This is a genomic window from Leucobacter sp. BZR 635, assembly GCF_048061935.2.
Classification (GTDB): domain Bacteria; phylum Actinomycetota; class Actinomycetes; order Actinomycetales; family Microbacteriaceae; genus Leucobacter.
The window spans coordinates 169,017-180,347 of sequence record NZ_JBLUNZ020000022.1 but is presented as its reverse complement, the minus strand read 5'-3'; the positions used below and the strand labels follow the sequence as shown (position 1 = coordinate 180,347).

Here is an 11,331-nt window from a genome sequence, read left to right as displayed (position 1 = left end):
CGTGCAGTACGGCAACTACATGCTCGGGCTCTTGCGGTTGGACTTCGGCCCATCCTTCAAGTACGAGGGCATGCAGGTCAACGATCTCATCGCGGCCGGATTCCCGGTGTCCGCGCAGCTTGGTCTCGTCACCATGGCTTTCGCGCTGGCCATCGCCCTCCCCATGGGCATCATCGCCGCCCTGAAGAACGGTCGCTGGCAAGACGTTGTGACGATGGTGCTCGCGACCATCGGAGTTGCGCTGCCGTCGTTCGTGATCGCGACGCTCCTCATGTACGTGTTCTCGCTCAAGCTCGGGGTGCTGCCCGCGTTCGGCCTCGATTCGCCGCAAGCATTCATCATGCCGGTGATCGCCGGTGCCGGCTTCGCGCTCGCCTTCATCGCAAGGCTCGTGCGCGCGAGCCTGTTGGAAGAGCTTGGTCGAGACTACATTCGCACGGCAAAGGCGAAGGGGCTCAAGCCGAGCGTCATCGTTGTACGGCACGCACTGCGGAACGCGCTCATTCCGGTGCTCGCGATCCTGGGGCCCACACTCGCGGGGCTGGTGACCGGATCGTTTGTGATCGAGAAGATCTTCGCGATCCCGGGTCTCGGGCAGCAGTTCGTGAACTCGATCAGTAACCGGGACTACACGGCGATCATGGGAGTCACGGTGTTCTACGCCGCGATCCTGATCACCATGATGTTCCTCATCGACATTCTGTACAGCCTCATTGATCCGCGGATCAGGCTCAAGTGACGGGACCCAGAACACCATGACGCGCCATCTCGACGACTCCGTCCGGTCTAGTGACCCCTGGGCACCGCTGGCCAAGGGGACGCTCTCCAAGGAGGCGCTCTCGCGCCCCAGCCAGTCTTTTGCGAAAGCCACGATCAGTAGTTTTCTGCGCACGCCACTCGCCGTTTTCGGCGTGATCGTCGTGCTGCTGATGACGCTGCTCGCGACCTTTGGGCCCATGCTTTCGTCACACTCCTACGACAAACAAAACCTGTCGTACGTGAACCTCCCGCCGACGATGAAGGCGAGCGAGGCTGACGGGCGATTCTTCTATGCCACGCAAAACCTCAAGGTTGTCGAGCTCCGTGCCGACGGTTCTCTCGTCGGAGCGATCGACGGAGGCGTTGAGGATCCGGTGAAGAAGCGCGTGAACTTTGACCTTGGCGGGGCGAAACTCTCGCTCGACTACAAGGCAAAGCCGGCCAAGTTTCTCTACGACGGCCAGCCCGTGACCGAAACGAAGCAGCTCTGGAATAAGGAGCACGTGCTCGGCACCGACGGGCTCGGCCGGGACATCCTCACACGTCTCATGTTCGGGATGCGTATTTCGCTCACGATCGCGGTGATCGCAATGGCGGTCAACCTGCTGATCGGCGTGGTGTACGGGGGGATCTCCGGGTTCTTCTCGGGCAACGTCGACGCGGTGATGATGCGTGTCGTCGACATCGTCAGCACGATTCCACTCATCCTGTACGTTGTGCTCATCCAGGTGCTGCTGAGCAACTCGAGCGGCTTCTTAAGTATCGTCATCGCGCTGAGTACCGTGTACTGGGTTGATATGGCGCGCGTGGTGAGAGGCCAGGTGCTCACGGTCCGGGAGCAAGAGTTCGTTGCTGCGGCTCGGACGCTGGGCACCGGCAACGTCAGGATCATCGGCCAGCACATTATTCCGCACGTCACCGGCTCCATTGTGGTCACTGCCACGATGCTCATTCCCTCCGCGATCTTCATTGAAGCGTTCATGAGCTTTATCGGGCTGGGCGTCGCTCCGCCGATGGCGAGCCTCGGCACGATGGCGAACGACGCGCTTGCCACGCTGCGGTCGTCGCCGTATCAGCTGTTTATTCCGGCAGCGGCGATCTGCATTCTCATGTTCGCGTTCAACTTCATTGGCGACGGCCTGCGCGACGCCCTCGACCCCAAGCAGCGGAGGTAACAATGGCCAAGGTGCTTGAAATTGAAAACCTGCACACCTCCTTCTTCACCCGTCGTGGTGAGGTGCAGGCGGTGCGAGACGTCAACTTCTCGCTCGAGCGCGGTGAGATTCTCGGCGTCGTCGGTGAGTCAGGCAGCGGCAAGAGCGTCACGGCGATGTCGGTGATGCAGCTGCTCGGCCGGGGTGGCAAGATCACCAAGGGATCGGTGAACTTTGACGGAACCGACCTCGTTGGACTCGCAGAAGAGCAGCTTCGCGAGGTGCGAGGTGCGCGAATCTCGATGGTCTTCCAAGACCCCATGTCGAGCCTCAACCCACTGATCACTGTGGGCAAGCAGGTGCAGGAGATGCTCGACACGCACACGAAGCTCAGCAAGGCTGAGGCGAAGGAACGCGTGCTCGAGCTGTTCCGGCTTGTGCGCATTCCCGAGCCCGAGCGGCGCTACGGGTCATACCCGCACGAGTTCTCGGGCGGCATGCGACAGCGCGTAGTGATCGCAATGGCGCTCGCATGCGACCCGGAAGTGCTCATCGCTGACGAGCCGACAACCGCGCTCGACGTGACGATCCAGGATCAGATCCTGCGGATCCTGCGCAGGCTGCAGGCCGACCTCGGCATGAGCGTCGTCTTCATCACCCACGACCTCGGTGTCGTCGCCGAGCTCTGCTCGCGCGTCATCGTCATGTACGGCGGGACGATCGTAGAAGAGGGAACGCTCGACGAGATCTTCTCGGAGACCGCACACCCCTACACGCTGGGGCTGCTCGCCTCCGTTCCGCGCATCGACGGCGACCGAACGCAGCGGCTTGAATCGATCCCTGGCACCCCGCCGGACCTGCTTGATCCGCCTCCCGGCTGTCCGTTTGCGGCGCGCTGCGAGTTCGCGCGCAACATCTGCAACGAGGTCCAGCCCGCCGAGGTGCGCCTGTCGCCGACCCACACGTCGAAGTGTCACCTCCTCTCCCCAGAGGCGCCCGCCGAGAATAACCCGTTTATGGAGGTGCGTGCAGCGCATGTTGAAGGTTGAGAATCTCGTCAAGCACTTTCCGGTCTCGGGCAAGCGCGGGAGCAAGGTGCACGCCGTCGATGATGTGAGCTTCGACATTGCCCAGGGCGAGACCCTGGGGCTCGTTGGCGAATCCGGTTGCGGCAAATCGACCGTCGCCCGCACGGTGATCCGCATGTACAAGCCAACCGGCGGGCGTATTGAGCTCGACGGCACAGATATTACCGACCTGAGCGAGCGTGAGCTCCGGCCGATCCGGCCGCAGATCCAGATGATCTTCCAGGACCCGGCCTCGTCGTTGAACAGTCGCATGACTGTCGACGAGATCGTGGCTGAGCCGCTCATTGCGCAGAAGATCGTGCGCACCGCCCGCGAGGGCCGCGACCAGGTGCGCGAGATCCTCGAGGCCGTGGGGCTGTCGCGTGAGCACATGGGCCGCTACCCGCACGAGTTCTCGGGCGGACAGCGACAGCGGATCGGAATTGCCCGCGCCCTGATCCTCGACCCCAAGGTCGTCATCGCAGATGAAGCAATCTCCGCGCTCGACGTATCGGTGCAGGCCCAGGTGATCAACCTCCTGCAGGATTTCCAGCAGGAGCGAGGTATCACCTTTCTGTTCATCGCGCACGATCTCGCGATGGTGCGCCACGTCTCGGACCGGGTCGGCGTCATGTACCTCGGCTCGCTCGTCGAGATCTGCGACTCGGAAGAGATCTACCGAAACCCGCTGCACCCCTACACGCAGGGGCTGCTGCGGGCGATCCCGATTGCTGACCCGTCGCCGTCGGCCCGCAGGCTCGAGCCGTCGATCGAGGGCGATCTCCCGAGCCCCATCAACCCACCGAGCGGCTGTCGCTTCCGCACGCGGTGCCCGCTCGCCCAGGAGATCTGCGCCGAAGTCGTTCCGGCAATGCGCGACGTCGGGGCCGGTCACCAGGTCGCCTGCCACATGGTCGGCTAGCGGCTCTGCCCCTCACGAACTTCACCATCCCACCCTGAAGGAGAAACACGATGAAGAAACTCACGTTAGGCACCGCGGCGCTCGCAACTGCCGCCGCGATGCTACTCGCCGGTTGCAGTGGCGGGGGCGGCCCTGCCGGTTCCGCCGGCGATATCGACCAGAAGATCGTCTGGGCTGTCAACGAAGAGGCTGACAGCCTTGACCCCGGCGTCACGAGCAACAGCTTTGCCTCGCCCGTCATTCAGAACGCGTTCGAGCCGCTCGTGACCTACGACTCCGAGAACAACCTCGTCGGCGGTCTCGCCGAGGACTGGGAGATCAGCGACGATGGCCTCGAATACACCTTCAACCTCCGCGAGGGGCTGAAGTGGTCTGACGGCAGCGATCTCACCTCCGCCGACTTCGAGTATTCCTGGTTCCGCGTGCTTGACCGCGACCTTGCCGGCCAGTACTCGAACCTCCTCACCGACTACATCGTCGGTGCTGAGGAGTTCTTTGCCGGCGAAGCGGAGCGTGACGCCGTGGGCATCTCGGCGCCCGACGAGAACACGCTCGTCGTGAAGCTGAAGACTCCGACCCCGTTCTTCTTGCCGATGCTGAACATGTACCCGTTCAACGCGGTCAAGGAAGACGCCGTCGAGGGCAAGGCCGACACCTGGGCGAAGAAGGCCGAGAGCTACGTCTCGAACGGTGCCTACATGGTCACCGACATCAGCTTCGGCAAGAGCATCACGCTCGCAAAGAACCCGAACTACTGGAACGCTGACTCGGTGAAGCTCGAAGAGATCACCCTGCGCGTGATCCCCGACCAGTCGACCGCGCTCACCGCGTTTGAGTCGGGCCAGATTGACGGCGTGATGACCGTTCCCACCGACGATCTTCCCCGCCTCAAGGCAGAGAGTGATGACCTCTACGTTGTGCCGCAGTTCGGCACGACCTACTTCATCATGAACCTTGAGAAGGAGCCGTTCACGAACCCGAAGGTGCGCCAGGCGCTCACCCTGGCGATCGACCGCAGCGCGCTTATCGAGAAGGTGCTGCAGTCGTCAGACCAGCCGGGCACGGGCATTGTCGCACCGGGCTACGTGCTTGATGGTGAGGATTTCACCGCCGAGCGCCCGGACTGGGGCATCAAGCCCGCGGGCGACGTCGAGACCGCGAAGAAGCTCCTCGAAGAGGCTGGCTTCCCGAACGGCGAGGGCCTGCCTGCGATCGAGCTCTCCTACTACACCGATGACACGGTGAAGAAGGTTGCTGAGGCGCTGCAGCAGATGTGGAAGGAAAACCTCGGCATCGACATGAAGATCACCACCGAGGAGTGGAAGGTCTACTACGACGGAATCACCGCGGGCGACTTCGATATCGCTGCAATGGGTTGGGGCGGCGACTACCTGCACCCGATGACCTTCCTCGCTGGGTTCGCAAGCGATTCGGTGCTGAACAACTCGAACTACGCGAACCCCGCGTACGACGAGCTGCTCACGAAGATCAACTCGGAGACCGATCCCGTACAGAGCGCTGAGCTCATGCACCAGGCGGAAGAGATCCTCATCGGCAGCGACAACGCTGTGCTGAACCTCTACTACCGTTCGAAGTACATGATGACGGCACCGACGGTTGAGGGCTGGTTCCTCACACCGCTGAACACGCTGTACTTCAAGGATGCGCAGGAGGTCGCGGCCCCGTAAGGCTGCGAACTCAGCGAACACTGCGAAGAGCGAAGCGGGCTGTGTGTCGGGATTCCCGGCACACAGCCCGCTTCGCTCTTGCTCGGCGCTAGAAGCGCGTGACGATTTCGCTGAGCAGCGCAGCGAGACGCGGCTCAGCCTCGCGGCCGGCCTCGATGACCTCGGCATGGCTCAGCGGCGTCTCCTGGATGCCGGCGGCCAGGTTCGTGATGAGTGACAGGCCGATGATCTCCATGCCTGCCTCGCGGGCCGCGATGGCTTCGAGCGCGGTTGACATGCCGACGATGTCACCACCGATAATGCCCGCGTAGCGCACCTCGGCGGGGGTCTCGTAGTGCGGGCCGGTGAACTGCACGTAGACACCCTCGTGCAGCGAGGGGTCGACGCTGTGTGCGATCTCGCGCAGCCGCGGCGAGTACAGGTCGGTGAGGTCAACGAACGTCGCGCCCTCGAGCGGGGAGGTCGCAGTGAGGTTGATGTGGTCGGTGATGAGCACGGGCATGCCCGGCTTGTAGGCGGGGTTCACGCCACCGGCACCGTTGGTGAGCACCATGACCTTCGCGCCCGCGGCGGCGGCGGTGCGGACGCCGTGCACGACGGCGCGGACGCCGCGGCCCTCGTAGAAGTGGGTGCGTGCGCCGATGATGAGCGCGTGCTTGCCGTTGGGCATGCGCACGGAGCGCAGGGTGCCGGGGTGGCCGGGAACCCCAGACGCGTGGAAGCCGGGAACCTGATCAGCGGTGATGACTGCAACGGTCTCGCCGATGGAGTCTGCTGCCTTGCCCCAGCCGCTGCCGAGTGTGAGGGCGATGTCGTGCTGCGCGACGCCGGTGAGATCGGCGATCACTGCTGCTGCCTCGGCCGCGAGGGCCTGCGGTTCTGAAGAGGTGCTCATGGGCCCAAGTCTACGCGGGGTGCCCTCCAGATGGAGGGCACCCCGCGTATTCAGAGCGACGTCTGGGCGAACGCGGAGGCTAGGCGTTCTTGATGATGCGGTAGCCGCGCAGCGGGTCGTAGCCGTGGATCTCGCGGGTGTCGAGCACCTTCATGAACGCGAGCACCTCGGGAGAGACCACCTGCCCCGGCACGAGCACCGGGAAGCCAGGCGGGTAGGGCGTGACGAAGCCCGCGGAGATTGGCTGCTCGCCGGCGTCGACGCGCTTGCGGAGCTCGTCTCCGAGTACGTACTCGATGTTGCCGCGGCGCTGCCCCTTGAAGAATGCCTTGCGCAGGTCCCCGTCTGGGCGCTCGCCGTCGGTCGAGTACTCGGGCGCAAACGAGCTGAAATCGGGCAGCGGCGGCATTGCGATCTCGGCGGGAAGCGGCTGTTCTGGATCGCGCTGCGCCTGCTCCTCCTCAAACCGCTCGGCGAGCTTCACGAGCACCTCGATGAGGTACGCGATTGAGCTGCGTGAGGTGCCGATGTTCGTCATGAACAGCACCGTGTTGCGGCTCGTCTTGTTCACCTGGATGCCGTAGCGGTCCATGAGGTGCTCATGCTTGAACGTGTCGCCGTCGACGCCCGTGCGCGAGATCTCGATCGTGATGCGCGAGGGGTCGACGACGAACTCGTCGTTCGCCCACGCCTCCCACATGCCGGCGAGCCCGTCACGGTGCGGCATCGGTCGGCCGATCTCGCGGTATTGCTCGGGGATGAGGTCGTGCGCGGTGAGCACCTTGAAGGTGCGCCGCAGGAGCGAGTGGCGAGCGATCGCCTGCGACAGGCTCGTCGCCAGATCAAGCTGGCGCTGCACGAGCTCGAAGCCTTCGAGCTCGACCTGGCGGCGTCCGATGTCGAGCGAGGAGAGGATCTGGTAGTTCGGCGACGTCGAGGTGTGCGTCATGTACGCCTCGTGGAATGGATCTTGCGCGTCGCGCACCCAGTCCTGATCCCAGACGTGAATCATCGACCCCTGGCGGAGCGCTGTGAGGGTCTTGTGCGTGGACTGCGTCGCGTAGACACGGATCCGCGCCGCCGGCGACGGGATGAGGCGCTCGCGCAGCCAGACCTCGTCGGGGGCGGGGGTGCCGTCCTCGGCGAAGAGGATCTGCTGCTGCTCGGTGTAGGCGCTCTCGTGAGCTGCGGACTGCAGCTGCTGCTCGAGGAGCTTTGCCGAGGCCATAGCGGTGCGGCGACGCGTCACGGGGTGGAATGCGCCGAATGCGAACCACGCCTCGTCCCACAGGAATACCAGGTCGGGCTTGATAGCGAGGCACTCGCTCATGACCCGGAAGGGGTCGTAGACGATCCCGTCGAACGTCGTGTTCGTGAGCGTCACGAGGCGTACTTCGTCGAGGCGACCGGCTGAGCGGTAGTCGAGGAGGAGCTGCTTGATGCGGTCGAGCGGCACGGCGCCGTAGAAGGCAAAGTCGTTCAGCGGGTACGCGTCGAGGTATGCGGGACGCCCGCCCGTGAGCATCATCGAGTGGTGGTGCGACTTGTGGCAGTTGCGGTCGACCAGCACGACGTCGTTCGGCGCGACGATCGCCTGGTGCACGACCTTGTTGGCGGTCGAGGTGCCGTTGGTGACGAAGAACGTATGCTTCGCGCCGTATGCGCGGGCGGCGAGCTCCTGCGCCTTCTTCAGCGTGTGGACCGGTGCGAGCAGCGAGTCCAGCCCGCCCGAGGTCGCGCTCGTTTCGGCGAGCAGCAGGTTCAGGCCGTAGAACTCGGCGAGGTCGCGGATCCACTTCGACGACATTACGGAGCCGCCGCGGGCCACCGGAAGCGCGTGGAAGACGCCGACGGGGCGGCGGGCGTGATCCTGAATCGCGGTGAAGAACGGGGTGTCGTAGAGGTGGGAGACGCGGCGCAGCAGCGAGAGGTGCAGCTCGAGGTGATCCTCGCGCCTGAACACGCGCCGGAACCGCTTTGTGAGTGCGCCCGCGAGCTCCTCGATGTGCGCGCCGGCCATGAGGTACAGGTCGAGCTCGGGCCGGAGCGAGGAGAGTGTATCGGCGAGGCCGAGCACGCGCTGCACCGAGGCCAGCGGGCTGCGCGCAGTGGTCTGTGGGGCGACCGTCGCCTCGTGGGCGAGCTCGATGGTCTCGCGCAGGTCGCGGCTGAGCGTCTGCTTGGTGCGCTCGCTGAAGCCGGGACGAACGACGCAGGCGAGAATGTTCGGGTTGGTGAGCACGGCCGCAACCGCGTCGTCTGCGGAGGGTACGATCACGTACTCGTAGACGAAGGTGTCGGCGGCGCTGCGCATGCGGAAGCTCTCCGCGCGCATGGTGTCGCGATCTGCGTCGGTGGTCTCATCGACAACGAGCACCTCGAAGCGGGGGCGCGGGTCGTTGTCGCTCAACGCCTCATCGTCTGCGTCAGGATCGGTGTCGCCGGCGGCCTCTTCTGAGGTGCCGACCGCGCGAAGCCGGTTCACGACGCGTCCGATGCGGTCGAGCGCCGACTGGTACTCCCCGGCCGAGAGGAGCTTGCTGATGGTGGTGACGTAGCGCTGGCCGAAACCCGCCCAGTACATCTCGAGCGTTTCGAGGGCGCGGAGGGAACGGAAAATCTCGCTGTCTGCCGCAAGCGCCTCACTGGCCTCAGACCGGTCGCCGAGTGCGAGCCGCTTCACGGCAATGCGGAGGTACTCCCATGCGTCGCTTCGCATCCGCCATGTGCTCGAAGGCATACCCGGGTCGCGTTCAAGTACCGGTTCTGCTGTCGTGTCCGTCACCAATTGCCTCCAACGTCGCTGTCGCGTGCTCAGCCCGCGCGCAGAAGAACGCTGGCGCGGGGCTCTAGTCCTTGATCCTACGGTGCCGAGTATGCCCGAGCACGCCTAGACTTGTCATATGGCGAAAGAACGTAAGCACAGGATCGTTGTACTCGGCGGCGGACCTGGGGGGTACGAAGCGGCTCTCGCGGGCGCGCAGCTGGGTGCAGAGGTGACGCTCGTGGAGCGGGCCGGAGTCGGCGGCTCCGCGGTGCTCACCGACGTTGTTCCGTCAAAGAGCCTCATCGCGACCGCTGGCGCGGTGCAGTCGGTGCGCGACGCGGGAAAGCTGGGTGTGCAGGCGTTTCTGCCCGGCGGCGACGGCAAGCCCGTGCGCCCCGAGATCGCAGTGAACCTTGCAGCCGTGAACAAGCGCCTGCTCGCGATGGCCGGTGCCCAGTCGACCGACATGCGCCAGAGCCTCGAGGAGAGCGGCGTGCGGCTCGTGCAGGGGTCGGGCAGGCTCGACGGTCCGAACGCCGTGCTCGTGTCGACCTCGCAAGATGGCGGAACCGACTTCGACCGCATCGAGGCCGACACGATCGTGGTTTCGGTCGGTGCAAGCCCGCGCGAACTCGACTCGGCAAAGCCTGACGGTGAGCGGATCCTCACCTGGCAGCAGCTCTACAATCTGCAGGATGTTCCTGAGCACCTCGTGGTTGTGGGCTCTGGCGTCACCGGCGCGGAGTTCGCGAACGCTTATGCCACCCTCGGAGCCGAGGTGACACTGGTTTCCAGTCGCGAGCAGGTGCTCCCCGGAGAAGACCCAGACGCGGCGGCCGTGATCGAACACGAGTTCAAGCGCATCGGCATGAACGTGATGTCGAAGTCGCGCGCCGACGCGGTCGAGCGCACCGCCGACGGCGTTCGCGTGACGCTCGCAGACGGCAGCGTCGTCGAGGGATCCCACTGCCTCATGGCCGTCGGATCGATCCCGAACACCGCGGGCCTCGGCCTCGAAGAGGCAGGCGTCGAGCTCAGCGACAGCGGGCACATCAAGGTCAACAAGGTCGCACGCACGTCGATCCCCTCGGTGTACGCCGCGGGCGACTGCACCGACTTCTTCCCGCTCGCGTCTGTCGCCTCGATGCAGGGTCGCACCGCAATCATGCACGCGCTCGGCGACTTCGTGCGCCCGATCGACCTGCGCAACGTCGCGTCGAACGTCTTCACCTACCCGGAGATCGCGACCGTCGGCTGGAACGAGCGCACCCTCGCCGACGCGACGACGATGGCGACCGCGATCAGCCACACGATCCCGCTCAACGCGAACCCGCGCGCGAAGATGATCGGCTTCACCGACGGCTTCGTGAAGCTGTTCGCGTGGAAGGCCTCCGGCACGGTCATCGGCGGCGTCATCGTCGCGCACCGCGCAAGCGAGCTCATCTTCCCGCTCGCGCTCGCCGTCGAACACCGCCTCACGGTCGACCAGGTCGCCTCGGCCTTCACCGTCTACCCCTCGCTCACCGGCGCGATCACCGACGCCGCGCGCGCGATGCACGTGCACTAATGGCGACGCTGCAGAGTGAGACTGGCCGCGCGGCGATCCCGGCGCGCACGGCGCAGCGATCCAGCACGGCGCAGCGATCCAGCACCGCGCGACGCGCCGCCGCGCACCTCGCGGCCCGGCTCGCGGCGGTCGTCGCCGTATTTGGGCTCGCGCTCGGGCTTGCCGCGTGCTCGCCCGAGAAGCCACCTGTGGTGCCGTCTGACGACGACGCGAAGGTGTCAATCACCGTTCGCGTGATCGACAACCGCTTCGAGCCGAGCAACATCACCATTCAGCAGGGGCAGGCAGTGAACTGGGTGTTCGAGGGCGCTTCGTCTGAACACGACGTTGTCGCGAAAGACGGCAGCTTCGTGAGCGAGCTCATGATGGAGGGCAGCTACACGCACGTCTTCGACGAGCCGGGTGCCTTCGACTACCTCTGCTCGGTGCACCCCGAGATGCGCGGGCTCATCACCGTCGAGTAGCTGCGCCCGCCGGAAGGTAACTGCCGCGACGCCAGCCCGCAGCCGCTA

At 65.0% G+C, this 11,331-nt stretch carries 9 protein-coding genes; 7 read left to right on the top strand and 2 right to left on the bottom strand.

Going from position 1 to position 11,331, the window contains the following annotated elements; translation table 11 throughout:
- The 5 genes from ACI1US_RS03970 to ACI1US_RS03950 all read left to right on the top strand — a co-directional run.
- Positions 1-739 (top strand): ABC transporter permease (locus tag ACI1US_RS03970; protein WP_461638325.1); only part of this gene is annotated, 739 nt, incomplete at its 5' end.
- Positions 740-755: 16 nt separating this feature from the next.
- Positions 756-1,934 (top strand): ABC transporter permease, encoded by a 1,179-nt coding sequence (locus tag ACI1US_RS03965; RefSeq protein WP_461638323.1) that lies wholly within the window; start codon positions 756-758, stop codon positions 1,932-1,934.
- A gap of 2 nt (positions 1,935-1,936) precedes the next feature.
- On the top strand, positions 1,937-2,962 hold the full coding sequence (locus ACI1US_RS03960) for an ABC transporter ATP-binding protein (RefSeq protein ID WP_461638321.1): 1,026 nt from the start codon (positions 1,937-1,939) through the stop codon (positions 2,960-2,962).
- Entirely contained in the window at positions 2,949-3,902 is a 954-nt protein-coding gene (locus tag ACI1US_RS03955; protein ID WP_461638319.1) for an ABC transporter ATP-binding protein, read from the top strand. The genes ACI1US_RS03960 and ACI1US_RS03955 overlap by 14 nt, the downstream gene beginning before the upstream one ends.
- Before the next feature lie 50 nt (positions 3,903-3,952).
- Positions 3,953-5,590 carry a peptide ABC transporter substrate-binding protein gene (locus tag ACI1US_RS03950; RefSeq protein WP_461638317.1) on the top strand — a complete coding sequence of 546 codons (1,638 nt, stop codon included), beginning with the start codon at positions 3,953-3,955 and terminating at the stop codon, positions 5,588-5,590.
- An 88-nt stretch (positions 5,591-5,678) separates the two neighbouring features.
- Here the strand turns inward: ACI1US_RS03950 and ACI1US_RS03945 are convergent, their stop codons facing one another.
- Together ACI1US_RS03945 and ACI1US_RS03940 are read right to left on the bottom strand one after the other, a co-directional pair.
- The gene (locus ACI1US_RS03945) at positions 5,679-6,485 is read right to left on the bottom strand and encodes a purine-nucleoside phosphorylase (RefSeq protein ID WP_416550042.1); all 807 of its coding nucleotides are present in this window, start codon (positions 6,483-6,485) and stop codon (positions 5,679-5,681) included.
- A gap of 79 nt (positions 6,486-6,564) precedes the next feature.
- Positions 6,565-9,225: an aminotransferase class I/II-fold pyridoxal phosphate-dependent enzyme gene (locus tag ACI1US_RS03940; protein WP_416550046.1), complete on the bottom strand. Its 2,661-nt coding sequence runs from the start codon at positions 9,223-9,225 to the stop codon at positions 6,565-6,567.
- A gap of 163 nt (positions 9,226-9,388) precedes the next feature.
- Between ACI1US_RS03940 and ACI1US_RS03935 the strand changes: the two genes are divergently transcribed.
- Positions 9,389-10,819: an NAD(P)H-quinone dehydrogenase gene (locus ACI1US_RS03935; protein WP_416550043.1), complete on the top strand. Its 1,431-nt coding sequence runs from the start codon at positions 9,389-9,391 to the stop codon at positions 10,817-10,819.
- Positions 10,819-11,283, top strand: coding sequence for a cupredoxin domain-containing protein (locus tag ACI1US_RS03930; protein ID WP_416550044.1), 465 nt, complete (start codon positions 10,819-10,821; stop codon positions 11,281-11,283). The genes ACI1US_RS03935 and ACI1US_RS03930 overlap by 1 nt, the downstream gene beginning before the upstream one ends.
- The last annotated feature ends 48 nt before the right edge of the window (positions 11,284-11,331 follow it).

Coding starts and splice junctions, on each gene's coding strand:
- ACI1US_RS03965 (WP_461638323.1), top strand. CDS start 756: ATGACGCGCCATCTCGACGACTCCGTCCGGTCTAGTGACCCCTGGGCA.
- ACI1US_RS03960 (WP_461638321.1), top strand. CDS start 1,937: ATGGCCAAGGTGCTTGAAATTGAAAACCTGCACACCTCCTTCTTCACC.
- ACI1US_RS03955 (WP_461638319.1), top strand. CDS start 2,949: ATGTTGAAGGTTGAGAATCTCGTCAAGCACTTTCCGGTCTCGGGCAAG.
- ACI1US_RS03950 (WP_461638317.1), top strand. CDS start 3,953: ATGAAGAAACTCACGTTAGGCACCGCGGCGCTCGCAACTGCCGCCGCG.
- ACI1US_RS03945 (WP_416550042.1), bottom strand. CDS start 6,485: ATGAGCACCTCTTCAGAACCGCAGGCCCTCGCGGCCGAGGCAGCAGCA.
- ACI1US_RS03940 (WP_416550046.1), bottom strand. CDS start 9,225: ATGCCTTCGAGCACATGGCGGATGCGAAGCGACGCATGGGAGTACCTC.
- ACI1US_RS03935 (WP_416550043.1), top strand. CDS start 9,389: ATGGCGAAAGAACGTAAGCACAGGATCGTTGTACTCGGCGGCGGACCT.
- ACI1US_RS03930 (WP_416550044.1), top strand. CDS start 10,819: ATGGCGACGCTGCAGAGTGAGACTGGCCGCGCGGCGATCCCGGCGCGC.